The organism is Ignatzschineria sp. PL_is040 (genome assembly GCF_055813795.1).
The window spans coordinates 170,048-186,951 of the sequence record NZ_JBVPGU010000001.1 but is presented as its reverse complement, the minus strand read 5'-3'; the positions used below and the strand labels follow the sequence as shown (position 1 = coordinate 186,951).

13 protein-coding genes are annotated in these 16,904 nt (G+C 42.4%); 3 read left to right on the top strand and 10 right to left on the bottom strand.

Features of this window, described 5'->3' with window-relative positions; all coding sequences use genetic code 11:
* Positions 1-106: 106 nt before the first annotated feature.
* Positions 107-1,513, bottom strand: a complete 1,407-nt coding sequence (locus AC0SAP_RS00760) for an MmgE/PrpD family protein (protein ID WP_473382971.1) — start codon at positions 1,511-1,513, stop codon at positions 107-109.
* A gap of 511 nt (positions 1,514-2,024) precedes the next feature.
* Between AC0SAP_RS00760 and AC0SAP_RS00755 the strand changes: the two genes are divergently transcribed.
* Positions 2,025-2,969, top strand: a complete 945-nt coding sequence (locus AC0SAP_RS00755) for an NUDIX hydrolase (protein ID WP_473382386.1) — start codon at positions 2,025-2,027, stop codon at positions 2,967-2,969.
* A gap of 84 nt (positions 2,970-3,053) precedes the next feature.
* Here AC0SAP_RS00755 and nadA read toward each other — a convergent pair whose 3' ends face one another.
* The gene (nadA, locus tag AC0SAP_RS00750; RefSeq protein ID WP_473382385.1) at positions 3,054-4,190 is read right to left on the bottom strand and encodes a quinolinate synthase NadA; all 1,137 of its coding nucleotides are present in this window, start codon (positions 4,188-4,190) and stop codon (positions 3,054-3,056) included.
* Between the two features lie 446 nt (positions 4,191-4,636).
* Here nadA and nadC point away from each other — a divergent pair, with 446 nt between their 5' ends.
* Positions 4,637-5,491, top strand: a complete 855-nt coding sequence (gene nadC, locus AC0SAP_RS00745) for a carboxylating nicotinate-nucleotide diphosphorylase (RefSeq protein WP_473382384.1) — start codon at positions 4,637-4,639, stop codon at positions 5,489-5,491.
* A 476-nt stretch (positions 5,492-5,967) separates the two neighbouring features.
* Positions 5,968-7,170 (top strand): NAD(P)/FAD-dependent oxidoreductase, encoded by a 1,203-nt coding sequence (locus AC0SAP_RS00740; RefSeq protein WP_473382383.1) that lies wholly within the window; start codon positions 5,968-5,970, stop codon positions 7,168-7,170.
* A gap of 323 nt (positions 7,171-7,493) precedes the next feature.
* On the opposite strand, the gene dmpG is transcribed toward AC0SAP_RS00740, so the two are convergent.
* From dmpG to AC0SAP_RS00700, 8 genes are all read right to left on the bottom strand, one after another.
* A complete protein-coding gene (dmpG, locus tag AC0SAP_RS00735) occupies positions 7,494-8,519 on the bottom strand; it encodes a 4-hydroxy-2-oxovalerate aldolase (RefSeq protein ID WP_473382970.1) in 1,026 nt (341 codons plus the stop codon).
* Between the two features lie 7 nt (positions 8,520-8,526).
* Entirely contained in the window at positions 8,527-9,477 is a 951-nt protein-coding gene (locus AC0SAP_RS00730; protein WP_473382381.1) for an acetaldehyde dehydrogenase (acetylating), read from the bottom strand.
* A gap of 10 nt (positions 9,478-9,487) precedes the next feature.
* On the bottom strand, positions 9,488-11,410 hold the full coding sequence (locus AC0SAP_RS00725; protein WP_473382380.1) for a feruloyl-CoA synthase: 1,923 nt from the start codon (positions 11,408-11,410) through the stop codon (positions 9,488-9,490).
* Positions 11,411-11,793: 383 nt separating this feature from the next.
* Positions 11,794-12,573, bottom strand: a complete 780-nt coding sequence (locus AC0SAP_RS00720) for a 2-keto-4-pentenoate hydratase (RefSeq protein WP_373296264.1) — start codon at positions 12,571-12,573, stop codon at positions 11,794-11,796.
* Positions 12,574-12,820: 247 nt separating this feature from the next.
* Positions 12,821-13,804 (bottom strand): NAD(P)H-dependent flavin oxidoreductase, encoded by a 984-nt coding sequence (locus AC0SAP_RS00715; protein WP_473382378.1) that lies wholly within the window; start codon positions 13,802-13,804, stop codon positions 12,821-12,823.
* 38 nt (positions 13,805-13,842) lie between these two features.
* Positions 13,843-14,649, bottom strand: coding sequence for a 3-(cis-5,6-dihydroxycyclohexa-1,3-dien-1-yl)propanoate dehydrogenase (hcaB, locus tag AC0SAP_RS00710; RefSeq protein WP_473382376.1), 807 nt, complete (start codon positions 14,647-14,649; stop codon positions 13,843-13,845).
* 284 nt (positions 14,650-14,933) lie between these two features.
* Complete coding sequence (locus AC0SAP_RS00705) at positions 14,934-15,461, bottom strand: 3-phenylpropionate/cinnamic acid dioxygenase subunit beta (RefSeq protein WP_109235353.1); 528 nt, start codon at positions 15,459-15,461, stop codon at positions 14,934-14,936.
* A 9-nt stretch (positions 15,462-15,470) separates the two neighbouring features.
* Positions 15,471-16,814, bottom strand: coding sequence for an aromatic ring-hydroxylating oxygenase subunit alpha (locus AC0SAP_RS00700; RefSeq protein ID WP_109235352.1), 1,344 nt, complete (start codon positions 16,812-16,814; stop codon positions 15,471-15,473).
* Positions 16,815-16,904: the final 90 nt, after the last annotated feature.

Here is a 16,904-nt window from a genome sequence, read left to right as displayed (position 1 = left end):
AAATGTTTTTTTAAAAATCCTCCATAAATCCGCGATGAATTCGCCATGAATTTGCCATAAAATTTCTTCAACAGTTTTTCTTCAACAGTTGTTAAAGGCATTCTCCTTATAAATCATTACAAGGATCGATTAACTTCGTTAAGCTCTTCATCGTTTCGAGTGTCTCCAATTTCCAAATCATTGCGATGAGCGCCTCTGATTGCGCTAAAAGATGTTGATCTCCTGAAAAATGGAGAAGTCTTTGAAACTTTTCTTCTAATTCAAGCTGGGTTAATGGATTTTCTGGATCACCTTTGGGGTAACGCAACATAGATTGATAACGTCGACCCTCCTTCGTCTCTACTTCCACCCTTCCACGCCACTCTTTGGGATAGGCAGCATCAATCTCAGGATCTAGCACCATTGAGACCTTTTGACGAAAAGCGATAACATCTCGATCTGTTAAACTATATTGATCAAACTCAAAGAGCCCTGCTCGCCCATGTACCGCTAATAATCCTAGTACACTCCCCATAGAAAATTTAGCTTGATGGATACTTTGTGGTTCAATCACTGCCCCTAAAACATCAATTGCAGCTTGATGCACAAAGGCCTTAACTTTAACAATATCGTGATAAGAGAGCCCTTCATCATTTAAGAGTTGCAACAAGGCATCTCCGGCAGGATGGGTATGGCGACATGAAGCATGATATTTAAATGAAGTTTCAATGGCAGCCCACCTTACTCCTAATCGATCGCTTAATGCGCTAGGATTACTCTCTTCTGACATTCCAGCAGCAAGCCCTTGCACCCCTTCTAAACTATTCTTTGCCCCTTTGAGCCCCATCTTTGTCAGATAGGCTGCGAGCAATCCATTAGCATTCGCCTTTGCTGTATGCAGTTGTTTTGAATCAGCGGCATCTTCAAGAAAGGCCCAAATGCCGGCAGATTGAGTCGCCGCATTACCTATTAGATTGAGCATCTCTTCAAGATTAAAATTCATCAACTTCCCCACCGCGATCGCTGCAGAGATCGATCCGACCGTTGATGTTGTATGAAAAACACGATAGTGAGATCTTCCTAAAAACTCTCCTATCCGAATGCCTGCCTCATACCCCATTGTGGCGGCTAATAAAAATGCCTCACCTGATGCATTAAGATCTTCACTCGCAGCAAGAAGTGCCGGAAAAACGACCGTAGCGGGATGAAAAACAGAGCTATTATGCAGATCATCTTGCTCTAAAAGATGACCGCAAGCACCATTCACAAGAGCCGCAAAGTAGGGGCTGCTTCCCTCCTTTAACTCATTACTTGAAATCTCTTTGGAATTAAAAATAGTACTTGGACCATGAGCAGGTCCCATCATCGCTGCATATTGCCGAAAAAGATCACTGGGATAAAACTCTTTTCCTGCCAATGCCGATCCTAACCAGTCTAATGTTAAAGCTTTCATCCCCTCGATAACGTGACTTGGGAGATCTTGATACTCTGTTTCTACCAGATATTTTGCTAAAAGTAGCGTCTGTTGTGACACCTCTGGATAATCGGGCGCTATTGTCTGCTTCTGCTCTTCACTTCTCTCCATCATCACTTATCCTCTGATACTTCTATCTTATTGTTATATCGCTCTATATCGATCTATATCGATGCATATCGTTACATATGGTTGTATATAGTTATATGTAGTTGCATATGGTTACTTATTATTATTTTCAGTTATATATTATTATTCATATTAACCATATTCGCTTAATAAGCATTGACCTTCTCTTTCAGTGAAGAAAAGATCTTTTTCTCCTCTTAGAAAACAGACTAGCGATATTTTTGAGGACTGCATAGTGCAAATTATGGATTACAGATTTGCATTTATAGCAACGAAGAGAGAATTGCAGTAGGCGAGAATAGAGATCAAGAAACATGGATCTGAATGGAGATTACCCCGCTCTTATCCTAAAATTGAGGTACAATACCTCCTCAAAAGAGATCACTCAATGATCCGCCAATCAGCGAGACACTATCCCCTATATTTGAGATAAAATTTGCCTATGACCCAATTAAATCAGAGACCCAAAGAAGGAACGACAGAACTCGCAGCAGTCTTAATCTCTGTGACACAATCAGAAGCAAAGGTGTTGACCGTCGATGCTGGAAAGTTACTCCCCAATGGGCCACTGACACCGATTCATCGCTCATTGCAAGCGGGAGTCCGGCAATGGGTAGAAACGCAGACAGGTCGACCTTTAGGATATGTTGAGCAACTCTATACCTTTGTAGATACCAATCGTAAAACCTCTTCTGGTCACTATGTAATCTATATTAGTTATCTTGGATTAGTCCGAGAGGAAGCTGATGAAGAGAAAAAGAGCGGCGACAATAGCGCAATATGGTGCAACTGGTATCAATATCTTCCTTGGGAAGATCATCGAGAAGCACCTCCTCAATTTATTGAAGAGACCTTCTATCCCATTTTTCGTCATTGGATCAATTCCGGTAATACCGTTGCAGAACAGAAAGCACGTGAACAGCGCGTCAAACTCTGTTGGGGAATTGCGCCTTTTACATGGAATGAAGAGTATGCGCTGCAGCGTTATGAATTACTCTACGAAGTGGGAATTCTACCGGAAGCGGGTGCTGATGTTGCACTCCTACCTAAAGAGATTATAGGTCAATGGATGGCTCATGATCATCGCCGCGTTTTAGCCTCTGCTATGGCGCGTCTACGAGCAAAGATCAAGTATCGACCGGTAATTTTTGAATTGATGCCCCCCACTTTTACACTCCTACAATTACAGCAGAGTATTGAGGCACTCGGTGGTGTAACGCTTCACAAGCAGAACTTTCGCCGCTTTATCACGCAACAAGAATTGATCGAAGAGACAGGAGAGCTCGATCAGAGCGGCCCTGGAAGACCCGCTAGACTCTACCAATTTAGAGATGATGTTCTTTTAGAACGCTCCCTCTCCGGCAGTAAGCTCCCTATCTCTCGTTAGCACTATCACAATCGATTATCGATTATTCTTACCCATCATATCTATCGATCATCAATAGATTGATCTTATGATTCACAACTTATGTTACGCAGGCCCGACGTGTTGAAAGAGCCTCTGATCCTGAAGCAGATCGCCGGAAGCCTGCACGTTTACACGCATCTTTTCAGAGAAATCGAGCATTCGATTAAGGCTTTTAACTGCACCGACTCTGATTGCCTCATCCACTTTGATCTCATTACTACCTAATTTCAAGGCATCTCGTAACTTTGCCAGTGAGTTCATCGCCATCCAGGGACACATCGCACAACTCTTACAGGTAGCACTCTCTCCTGCAGTAGGTGCAATGAGTAGCTCCTTATGGGGAACCGCCTGTTGCATCTTGTAAAAAATGCCTCGATCGGTTGCCACAATAAAGCGCTCACTAGTTGAAGCTTGTGCCGCCTTAATCAATTGAGAGGTTGAGCCGATCACATCTGCTTGCGCCAATACGGATGCCGGCGATTCTGGATGAGCTAAAACTGCAGCGTCGGGATGCTCTTTACGAAAGAGCGCTAAGCTATCAGCTTTAAATTCATCATGCACAATACAGCTTCCCTGCCATAAAATCATATCTGCGCCGGTCTGCTCTTGAATATAGTGTCCAAGGTGCTTATCAGGACCCCAGATGATCTTTTCACCCGCACGATCTAGCTCTCTAACAATATCGAGCCCAATTGCTGAGGTGACAACCCAATCTGCTCGAGCCTTTACTTTGGCACTTGTATTAGCGTAAACCACAACCGTTCGATCAGGATATTGATCACAAAATTGAGAGAATTCCTCCTCTGGGCAGCCTAAATCTAAAGAGCAAGTTGCATCTAGATCCGCCATTAAGACACGTTTTTCGGGGCTTAAAATCTTTGCAGTTTCTCCCATAAAGCGAACCCCCGCAACGACTAACGTCTGCGCTTTTGCATCCCGCCCAAAACGGGCCATCTCAAGCGAGTCAGCTACACAACCTCCCGTCTCCTCAGCTAATGCTTGAATACGAGGATCGGTGTAGTAATGCGCCACTAACACGGCATCTTCCGCTTTAAGAAGCGCTTTTAATTCCGCAATCACCTTCTCCTCTTCTTCTGAAGTGAGTGCGACCGGTACTTTTGCTTCTGCTTGGGAAATTTTAGCCGATCCAGCTTTTGTCGGTTGAATATAGTCGACCCATTTTGTTACTTCCTGATTCATGGCAATCATCCTTCCTCTGTCACTTATCCTTAATGACCTTCATATCCTTAATATCTTCAAACGGCTTTTAAGCCTTTCTCCACCCATTGACACAACTATCTAATTAACCAATAGATGTTATAGATCTCATAGGCTCTACTATTGATAGAAATAATTCGATGAGAACTATTCATTCAAATATTGATTAAAATATTGATTATCAATTGCGCTCAATGAGAGAGATATACTCAATTTGAGCATATATGGATTTTCATAGAAGAACAAGCTTTTTATAAAATCATTCTTCATAGAAGAGGATTAATTAGGGAATTAGTTACACCATTTTCCCTAACAATAGATCTTTACTCATCTTTACTCGCACAATAGATTGAAAATAAAGATTGAGATTTTGAAAATTAGTCGATATGCTCATAATGAGCATTATTAAATTGGAATGAGGAGTTCTTATGACATCGCTTGCCGCCCTTCCCACCCCACTACTACGCCCTTTTGTTCAGCAGGCCCTAGAAGAAGATTTAGGCCGTAGAGGCGATCTTACGAGCGCTGCCTTGATTGAAGCAGATCGATCAAGTCAATTAGCGATCGTAGCAAGAGAGCCAGGTGTTATTGCCGGCATGGATCTTGCCCGATTAGCCTTTCAAGAGATTGACCCTTCGATCTCTTTTAGTACCAAAATCGATGATGGTGAGAAAGTTGCCGCCGGCACTCTCTTAGCCGAAGTTGCTGGAAATGCACGCGCATTACTCACAGCTGAACGCACCGCTCTCAATTTTTTAACTCATCTAAGTGGAATTGCGACAGAGGTTGCCGCTATTAAAGAGATCGTTGCCGATTACCCTGTTGAGATCACCTGTACACGTAAAACCATTCCAGGATTACGGATATTACAAAAATATGCTGTACGCGCCGGTGGCGGACGCAATCATCGTATGGGGCTTGATGATGCAATCTTAATCAAAGATAACCATATTGCCATTGCCGGCGATATTACAACGGCTATCCAACGCGCAAAAGCATTTGCCGGTCATCTCATTCCGGTAGAGGTTGAAGTTGATACTTTAGAGCAATTAGAACTTGCACTCAAAGAAGGGATTAATCTTGTATTGCTCGATAATATGAATCCCGAGCAATTACGAGAGGCTGTCAAATTAGCAAAAGGGATCTGTCAGACAGAAGCATCTGGCGGAATATCGCCCCACAATGTTTTAGAAGTTGCACAGACAGGTGTCGATTTTATTGCGATGGGATGGATCACCCATAGTGTCAAGTCGCTCGATATAGGCCTCGATTACACACTATAAGATGAGAAAAAGAGATAGAGAGAAGAGTCGAAATAGTTGAACCTCAAGAAGTGATTCTTGAGGTTTTTTATTGATCTTGCTACCCCTTTTATGAATAGACCCACCCAATCGTTGATAACGCCCATATCTTAATGATTATTAGAGGGCCTGAAGATCCTTATATCGCATATTTTGTTCTCTTGATCATCTTATCTGACTCCTATATAGTTAAACATACAGATATGTATGTTTATTCAATTAGCCACTCATTAAACTCATTAACTATTAGTGGCTCTTACTATTTTTATCTATCTAATTTCTTTATCTATCTGATTTCTAAGTTAACTTATAAGTTAATTTTTAAATTGAATGAGTTAATTAACTAGCTCATTAGATCATTAACTGACTAATTCGGAGTTAGCTTAGAGATTTCATGTAAAAATTATTAATATCGGCTTAAATACCAACAACTATAAGGAATTATAAAGGGAGTTATAATGGATTCAATTGTTATTATCGGTGGCGGTCAAGCGGCTGCTTTTGCGGCCTCGACTCTAAGAAAAGAAGGCTATGAAGGGAAGTTGGCGATTATCTCCGATGAGGATCGTATTTTCTATGAACGCCCTCCTCTTTCAAAAGGAATTCTTAGTGGCGAAGAGACATTAGATAAACTCTACTTTTTCGATCAAGAGAGTATCGACAAACTCAATATTGAGTGGCATAAACCGATGCGTGCAACTGAGATCGATCGTCAAGCAAAAGTTGTCAAAACCGATCAAGGCACTACTCTCCCCTATGATAAACTAATCATCGCAACCGGGAGCCGTCCTCGAGTTCCTAATGCCCAATGGCTCACTTTTAAAAATAGCCATACTCTTAGAACGGTAGAAGATGCGCTGAAACTCAAAGAGAGATTAACTGATGGAAAGAGACTTACCATTATTGGTGGAGGCTGGATCGGATTAGAAGTTGCCGCAACCGCTAATAAGCTCGGATTAGAAGTCACTCTTTTTGAACGTGAAGATCGCCTCTGCAGTCGCAGTGTTTCTCCTGAAGTCTCTGCCCATCTACTGACGCTCCATGAAGCAGAAGGGACTACTATTATTCTGAATGCCAAAGAGATCGAGATCACAGAAGAGAGCGATGGCACTTTACAAATTCAAAGTGGCGATATCACAATAGAAGCTGATATCTTGCTGATCGGTGCCGGAGCAGAGATTGCAACAGAGCTTGCTGTTGCTGCAGGACTCGAAGTAAAAGGGGGAATTGTAGTAGATCATTATGGGCAAAGCTCTGACCCCGATATCTATGCTGCCGGCGATGCAGCAATCCACCCTCTTATCGGCTTTACAACACAATCTTGGGCGCATGCACAGCAACAAGCAGAAAAAGTCGCAAAAGCTATTGTTGGGCAGAAAGATGAACCATATCAGGAGGTTCCCTGGATCTGGTCAGATCAGTATCATCACAATATTCAAATTATGGGCTTGCCAATTGAAGAAGAAAATCAACTCGTGATTCGAGAAGATGGCGATAAAAAATGCTTTATCCATCTCGATAAAGATCAGAAAGTTCGCTCCATTGTTGCCTTCAATGAACCTAAAGCAATTGGTGTTGGACGCTTCTGGTTTAGAAAAGGTGCTTCCCTTGATCCCGAGCAACTGCAAAATAGTGAGATCGATCTTATGAAGCTTCGTTAGTAGTCTGATGGTTTGATGGCTTGGTGGCTTGATAATCATAATTTATTAATACAATAGAGAGTCATTGAATGGGCAACTTTTGTAAAGAAGTTGCCCTTCAAAACTTACTCTCCAAAGATTATTACTCGTCAAAGATAGTGCTTCAAAGATTGCGCTTCAAAAGGTATTGGTATTCCTCACGCGTCATTTTGTTGATCAAAAAGGGGTCATAACCGATCAAACATAAAAAAAGCCTAAACAGAAAGGAGATCCTGTTTAGGCGAAAGCACTTTAGTCAAAGTGTAATGAAGTCATGGAGTTATACTCTATTTATACTCTATTAATTAACTCTTTAGGGATTGGCTTTTCTCAAGAAGGTCTAGCGCAACGTCAACAATCATATCTTCTTGCCCACCCACCATTTTACGCTTACCCAATTCAACCAAAATATCGACTGTCTTAAGATCAAAGCGATTTGCAGCATCTTCAGCATGACGAAGGAAGCTAGAATAGACCCCGGCATAACCTAATGCTAATGTCTCCCGATCAACACGGACAGGACGATCTTGCAGAGGACGAACAATATCATCTGCTGCATCCATTAAACGATAGAGGTCAGCATTATGTTTCCATCCCAATTTATTAGCGACAGCAATAAAAACCTCTAACGGCGCATTTCCTGCTCCAGCACCCATGCCGGCTAAACTTGCATCTATTCTATTAGCCCCCTCCTCTACCGCAATAACAGAGTTTGCTACGCCTAAAGAGAGATTATGGTGTGCGTGAATACCGATTTCAGTTTCAGGTAGTAGGATATCTCGAACAGCACGAACTCGGTCACGCACATTATTCATTGTCATAGCACCACCAGAATCAACGACATAGATACAGGTAGCCCCATAATTTTCCATCTTTTTAGCCTGCTGTGCTAAATTTTCCGGCGTCGTCATATGGCTCATCATCAAAAAGCCCACTGTGTCCATTCCTAACTCACGAGCGTAAGCGATATGTTGAGCGGAAACATCAGCTTCCGTACAATGAGTTGCAACACGCACGACTCTTGCTCCGGCATCATAAGCCTCTTTAAGATCTCGAGTGGTACCGATACCGGGGAGTAATAGAGTGGCAATTTTTGCATTTTTAACCACATCAGCCGCCGCTTCAATCCACTCTCGATCAGAATGAGCGCCAAAACCGTAGTTAAAACTTGAACCTTGAAGTCCATCCCCATGAGCGATCTCAATACTATCAACATGTGCATCATCTAGAGCTTTCGCAATAGATCTCACATCTTCTAGAGAGTATTGATGCATAATAGCGTGGCTACCATCACGGAGTGTTACATCTGAAATATAGAGTTTCTCTGGCATTCCCATCTTATGCCTCCTTTTGAGCAAGTAAATTGAGAGCAATCTTTTCTGCAGTCGCTAAAGCAGCTGAAGTCATAATATCGAGATTTCCGGCATAAGCAGGAAGATAGTGTGCTGCGCCCTCTACCTCAAGATAAACAGCAACTTTCAATCCGGATCGATAACCGATTCCTGGTAGATTGAGTGGCTTATCTTCTGGAATCACCTCAAATTGTACATCTTGCTTTAAACGGTAGCCCTGAACATATTGATTGACCTCAGCAACCCTCTTTTCAACAGCTTCCCGGATCTGATCTTGATCTGCATTATCGGTAAAGCAATAGACGGTATCTCGCATCAATATCGGCGGATCAGCAGGATTGAGAACAATGATAGCTTTCCCTTTAGTTGCCTTGCCAATCTCCTCAATTGCACGAGATGTGGTTTCAGTAAATTCATCGATATTTGCCCGTGTTCCTGGTCCGGCTGAAAGACTACTAATAGAGGCAACAATCTCTGCATAATGAACCTTTGCCACAGAAGAGATTGCCGCAATAATGGGAATAGTCGCCTGTCCACCACAAGTGACCATATTGACATTATTCTCAGCGAGATGCTCTTCAAGATTTACAACAGGTACACAGTAGGGACCGATCGCAGCTGGCGTTAAATCGATCATCTTAATTTCCGGTTTTAGCGCTCGAAGAACCTTCTCATTATGAAGATGAGCATTGGCTGAAGTTGCATCAAATACAATCTCAATCTCTTCAAAATTGGGGGATTTTACCAATCCCTCTACCCCTTCATGGGTTGTATTAACTCCACGATCTCTCGCCCTTTTCAATCCATCTGATGCAATATCGATACCAACAACTGTATCGATCACCACATTGACCCCATTTTCTAACATCTTAATCATCAAATCGGTGCCGATATTGCCTGAGCCGATAATTGCAGCACGTACTTTCTCTTTCATCATTCCTATCCTTCTATTGTTCTTCAAGTTCCGAGAGTCTAATGACCTCTCTACCCGGATGAGCAGCATAGAGTTTCATCACTTGATCTTGTCTTCTTGCTAATGTTTTTCGTTGATTAATATAAGCTTTATCTGTTGTCTCGCCCGATTCTAAACAGGGGAGCGTGTCAAGAATAATGAGACGCTTAATATGGCGCGATGAACCACTATTCTCTTTATAGAATTGATGCATACGTGTTAATAGCTCTTTTCTAACCTTCGGATGCTCTGAAAGCTCTGCAACATCGAGTTTCTGTTCCGGATCATCGGCTAATAAATAGAGCTCTTTTGTCGGGAACATCATGGCGCTTGCATATTTTTGATCATGCCCTGTAATGACAAAATCGAGGGCATAAGGAGAGAATGCATCCACTAAGAGCGGTCTTAAAACACCTGCCGATACCCATGTTCCAGTATTAAGCTTAAAGTCTTCCGTAATACGCCCATCAAAGATAATCCCCTGCTCTGGACGTTGAGGATTTGCTAAATAGCCGGCATCTCCAGTGTAGTAGAATCCTTCCTCGTCGAAAGCATTCTCCGTCATAGCGGGGTCACCGAGATAACGGGTAAAGATAAACTCCCCACGAACACGCATCTCATACTTCTCTTCATTCGGGACAAACTTTACCTCAACCCCAGGAACAGGTAGGCCGATATTTCCAGGTCCATCAATGGTGTAATGAACATTAGTAATAACAGGTGCCGTCTCTGTTGTTCCCCATTCTGTTGCGATAAAAAGTGGTGTTGTACGACAGCTACTTGCCACCTTTTCTAATCGATTCCAGGCGACTTTCGGCAATGCAGCTCCGGCATAAAAGAGCAGCTCTAATCGACCAAAGAGCGCTTCTGCTAACTCTTGATCCTCTTCTAAATAGGGAAGTAAGAGTTCATAACCTCTCGGGACATTAAAATAGAGCGTCGGCTTAACCATCTTAATATTCTCAATGGTTCGCTCAATTTTCTGATCAGTTGCCATACCATCATCGATATAGAGACTTCCGCCATTACGCAAAACGATATTAAAGTTGTGATTAGAGGCAAAAACATGACTCCAAGGTAACCAGTCAACTACAACAATTTCACTCTCTTCAATAAAGCGCCAACATTGAGAGATCGCTTGCTGATTAGAACAGAGAACACGCTGCGTATGAACAACAAATTTAGGATCTGCCGTTGATCCTGAAGTCATAAGGTAACGGGCAACCGTATTGGGGCCAACCTGTTCAAAATAATGGTTTACTTCCTCAGTTTCCGTCGCTTCTAAGAGCGAATCGAAAGTAACTGCTTGAGGAAAGAGTTCCGCATTTTTCTCAATAATAAGTCGGCTATCGACCTCAACACCCCTCAATGCCTTCTCATACTTAGCACCATCATCGACAAAAACAGCAGAAGGTTCTAAAGTATTTAAAATCCAATTAAGGCGAGAAAAGTCAGTAGGACGCAGTGAATAAGCAGCTGAAATTGTCGCAACAGGAATCCCCACATGGTAAGCCGCTAAAGTGACCAATGCTTGGCTCAATCCATTCCCTGATAGAAAGACGATAGGATGGCAAGTCGGCATCTTTAAATTAAGAAGACCTTGTGCGATTCGCCCCACTTTATCACGTGTTTCTGCGTAGGTAAGACTCTTCCAACCATCGCCCTCTCTTTCGGAGAGAAATGGATGATTGGGTTTTTTATCTGCCCAATAATCTAACCATTCCCCAACACATCTTGCATATGGCTTCAGCTTCTCTGGAGATTTCATAATAAAGCTGCCATCCTCCCGATATTCACAGAGCGTAGAAGCCACTGCTAATCGTCCTACAGCCTCCTCTTTCTGCTTCTCTTTAGCATAGAAAGATTTCAAAATGGTTGCTTTTACTAATCCCTGCTCTTGATCCAAAGTCCTACACATACTACTCCTCCGTTTTTAGATTGTCGGTCTACCAAGCATTGCCCCAATAACGACTCTCTCTACAACAATATTGTCGTAATAATAATGTCGTCATCGTTGTCAAATCGTATTGTCATATCGCGTTGTTATATCGCGTTATCCTATCGAGTTATTCATACCGATAAGTATTAGCGATAGGCATTGGCGGCTAGACATTGGTAATACCGTCTTCTCATCATTACTATTGGTTTAAATTGCTCTTTATTATTTTTTACTACAGCCCTCTTCTGAGCTTTTGAGGGTGTAAATAACGACTCTCCAACGACTTTCATTGGAAAAATTATAATCATCTTAACTGAGTCGGTAAAAACGTAATTAAACTAGAACGATATCAAACGATAAAGCTAGACAAAATCACATTTAACACTGCCTAAACGCGTCAAGTGCATAGAGATTGAGTCACCTTTTTCGACATTGACCATCGGCCCTAAAGCGCCTGAAAGGAGAATATCTCCACAAAGAAGTGGTCTTCCTTTTTGCGACATTGTTCGAGCAAGCCACAAACAGGCATTAAGGGGATTTCCTAAGCAAGATGCACCAACTCCTGTAGAAGCGAGTTCTCCATTTTTATAAAGCAACATCCCTTCTAGTTCTAGATCGAGTTGGTCGAGCGAAATAGGTGTCTTTCCTAGAACAAAGAGACCACTTGAGGCATTATCGGCAATCGTATCAGCAAGTGTAATATCCCAATTCTCAATAACGGTATCTACGATCTCTAATGCCGGTAGAAGATAATCGATAGAGCTAATCAACTCCGCTAATGTGGTATCCTCCGTTGGTAGATCACGCTTTAGAACAAAAGCGATCTCTCCCTCAACTTTGGGTTGCACTAATGTCGAAGCATCGATTGAGTCACCATCACCAATCTCCATATCAGCAAATAGCATCCCAAAATCGGGCTGATCGACGCCCAATTGTTGCTGGACTGCTTTTGAAGTTAAACCAATCTTGCGTCCAACAATACGACGACCATTTTTTAAGGCAATTTCTGTATTGATCTCTTGGACGCGATAGGCATCTTCCATCGTGGTAATGCCATATGCCTCGGAGATTCGACCACAAGTTTTTCTCTCCTCTCTTGCCCTAAGTAACTCGGCAGCAGCCTTTTTATAATGATCTAGCATCATCTCTTTATCCTCTTCCCTGTCTGTTATCTCGTAAGCCGGGATCTTATGAAGTGATCACACAAACCTACGACTTGCTTTATTGTTCTATTCTTTAACTGATTGCTTACGCTTTTGGAGATCTTTTTGCGCGCTCTATCTTTTATCCTGAATCTCTCTATTGATCTTGTTGATTCTATTAATCTTGATTGATTCTTATTGCTCTATTTCGCTCTTTGCCCCAAATTCACTCTAACTAAGACTTAACTTAGAGTTTTATATAATTCTTTGAGTTAATAATCTCTCCTCTAGCTTGCTGATAATCTACACTTAAATCAGCAATAATATCGGCAACACTCTCTAACTTTTCAATCTGACCAACCCCTTCGCCCGCAGACCAGATATCGCGCCATGCACGTTTATCATCTGAAATATTGCCAGAGAAGTTGATCTTTGATGGCTGATCTCTTTGTAATATTATTCCGCTCTTTTCAAGAGACGCTCTCAACCAATTTGCCGGAACCCCACTAATTTGGTCACTCAAAATAATGTCATCTAGATTGGCATCTAAGAGCATCTGCCGATATTGATTGGCCACTAAACTCTCATTCGCACCAATAAAGCGTGTTCCCATAACAGCGAGATCAGCACCTAAGACTTGCGTGGCCAAAATATCACGCCCATTCATCAATGCCCCTGAAAGCGCAATAGAGCCTGACCAAAACTTTCTCACCTCAGCTATAAATGCAAATGGATTATGATGGCCTGTGTGCCCACCTGCACCATGTGAGACTAAGATTAGCCCGTCGACACCTGCATCTACCGCTTTTTTTGCAAGTGTTAAATTAGTGACATCAGCAAAAACAACGCCACCATATTGATGTACCTCTTTCACAACGCGTTTAGGTGAACCGAGTGCAGTTGTCACCAGTGGAGGTTGGTATTGACAGACTAACTCTAACTCTGCATCAAAACGGTCATAGGTGCGGTGGACAATCATATTCAGCAACCAAGGAATGCTCCTTTTTTGTTCTTGCGCTAATCTATCAATTCCTAGCTTAATCTCCTCTAACCACCCCTCCAATATTGTGATATTACGCGCATTGGGCAGCGGTAAACTACCAATAGCGCCCGCTCGACAAGTAGCAAGTAGAAGCTCAGGTCCTGAAACTAAAAACATGGGGGCAACCATCACCGGCACTTTTAAGTGTCTCAATGATTCTAAAAAATTCTCTTCTATCTGTTGTGACATATTGGTCTCCCAAAGATAAATAACCATTGCCTATTAAGTTATCGGCGATTGTGAATTCCCGGCTTTCTAACCTCCCAACCCCCATCACTATGAATAATGGTGGCTGTCGTTAGTGCGGAGTTCTCCCGCGAAGCTAAAAGAACGTAATGACCTGTATGTGCGTCTGGTTCAGCAATCTTTTGAAGCGGTACGGAAGAGGCTGCATTTTCAGCGAAATTAGGAAGTTGATTGAGTGGAACACTCTTTTCATTTAGATCGGCTAATGTCGCCATGGGAGTATCTGTCGCACCAGGAGCAACGCCATTGACCCGAATATAGGGAGCAAGTTCATAAGCTAGCTGACGGACGATCCCTACAACAGCATGCTTTGATGCTACATAGAGGATACCGCCACCACCTGCATAAAACGCACTATTAGAGAGAGTGAATATCATTGAACCTCTGCTCTCTTTTAGCGCCGGAATAGCCGCTTGAGCACCGAGTAGGTACCCTTGAACATTCACCGCAAAGAGTTTTTGAAAATGGCGTTCAAACTCTTCTGGGGGAATTTTTTCTAAACGGGTGAAATAATCGAAAAGTGCTGCATTGGCAACAAAGACATCGAGTTTTCCAAATGTCTCTAAAGCTAGCGCCACTGCACGGGCATTATCCTCATAAGAGGTAACATCCCCACAGACAATCGCAATTCGATCACCAAGCTCTTTTTGAAGCTCGAGTAGCTCCGCCTCATTGTTTGCTAGCACAGTGACATTCGCCCCTTCTGCAACATAACGACGAACAACAGCACTACCAATCCCTCCCGTTCCACCGGTGATAAGCGCACTATATTCTTTTAACCAGCCCAAAATAGACTCCTCTTCTCACTGATCCTCTCAATATATTTCTCTCTAGAGAGACCCTATTTATGATCTATAAATCCATGACTCATAAGCGAACAAAGTTACATCGAGCATCAAAGTCACTTTAGAGCTCTCTAGCGAGTATTTGAGTCATTTTTAATTAGTTATTAATGAGTTACTAATGAGTTACTAATGAGTTAGTGACAGGTCGAGAGTAAGTTTTTAACAAACTCTTAACCAATTTTCATCCAACTCATATAACTCATACATACCTATAACTCATATAATCTTTATAAGAAGGTATTAAGGTTCTTAAAGAGTAATGAGGCATTTGGAATTAAAATCTTCCGGCGATAGAGCTTTAGCTCACCTGCTTCATAACGGAGAATATCTTCTCTTCTTCCCGCAAGAGTATACTCTTCATCTAACCCACGACTACGAACATTTGTGAAGCAGGAATGAACCTCAAACTCCCCTTCATTCTCTCCCTGAAATACTTCAATATTGGTAATCAGATGAACATTACGTGTTCGTGGATTTTCTGCCCAAGCCGTAGGCTGCTTAAAACGCTCAATTCGACGATTAAGATCACGCAATCCATCATCAAAATAGGCCATATGCTCTATACTATATTGACCGAGCTTATCCTCACGTCGACGATTTTCAATTCCCGGCATCCAGTAGTGTATCTCTTCTGAAAGCGTTGCGAGCCAATCATCCCAACATTCCCAGTCAAGTAATCTTGCCTCTCTATAGAGGAAACGCTCTACTTCTCGAATCTGCTCTAAATCTGCATATTGTCTCTCTTCTCTACTCATCGTATCCTCCTACTTCATCTTGCCATTGCGATCAGGAACTTCATCCCAGCTCTCTGCCTGTAACAGATCTTTCCAACGTTGATAATATGCTCTCGCATTCGCTTCGTTGATCTGCCCTTTAAAGACATTTCCTGGGATTTCAGGATCTTCAACTTTCGTATTCATCCCTAGACCAATATAGAGATCTTGATAACGTGTCACAGCACCACGGCTTGTCTTCGTACAATACTCCCAGTTTTCACCATCATCCATCTCAAAGACACCTGTTGGTGAGAAGGTCATCATTGCGCCTTTTCGCCACATCTCTTTAATCTCTTCAGGTGCATTTTTATTAACAATCACCCAGGTATAGAGATCGATTTTATTAGGACCTCTTGGCTGCCAAACACGAATTGTATTTTGCCCAGGAAGGAAGGAGAAGTTAGGAAAGATCGTTGAAGAGGAGACAGCACCGATCATCGATGCGCGGAATTTCCCTAAACGCTCCTCTGCAGCTGGACGGTGAAGATGGAGATACTTATTAATTGCTCTCTCACCTAAAACGGCAGCATTTCCAACAAAGTCGAGCGCAAACTCATAACCGTGACCGTTCCAATTCACTTGATAAGACTCAGGGAAATCGCTTACCTTAGCAACAGGACCTCCTAACATCGCTCTTGCTGCAGAGTCATGTGTCCAACCTGCATGGAGAATATCAGCAACAAAGTTCTCTGCTGCAAGTTTCCAGTTACACTCAATCGTAGAACGGATACATCCTCCTACAAATTCAGTTCCACCTTCATCATTATCAAGAAGTGAATCAAGATACCAAGTAATCTCACCTAAATACTCTCGTAGCGTTGGTGCGTCTGGATCAAAAGTTGCAAAAACCAGACCTTTATAAGAATCGATCTGAGCGACCTCTCTTAAGCCATGTTGAGATTTATCAAAATCACTCTCTTCATAGATATCTGATTCATGAACACCTCTTAAAGCGCCATCAGGACCAAAAGACCAACCATGGTAGTTACAGATAAAACCTCGGGCATTACCCGCTTCCGCAAAACAGACTTTATTACCACGATGAGGACAAGCATTGAGGAAAGCCTTAATCGATCCATCTCTTTGACGGACAACTAATACTTCATCTTCGCCCATCGTTGTAGTTAGATAATCGCCAGGATTAGGGATTTGTGACTCATGCGCCACAAAGAGCCAGCAGCGAGCAAAAATCTTTTCAAGCTCCTGCTCATAGATCTCCTGATCCCAAAATATCTTGCCGGCAAGACGCCCCTCTTCCATATCGCAGAGTCGATCTAACTCTCCTAAAACTGGTGTTGGCTCTAACGCCCGCAATTTACTTCTTTCTCTCATTTTTTCCTCCATAAGATTTTTCCACAGTGGTTTCTATTCATCGAACGATATTTAAAACTCACTATCTCGATCTTTTCTGATTATTTAACT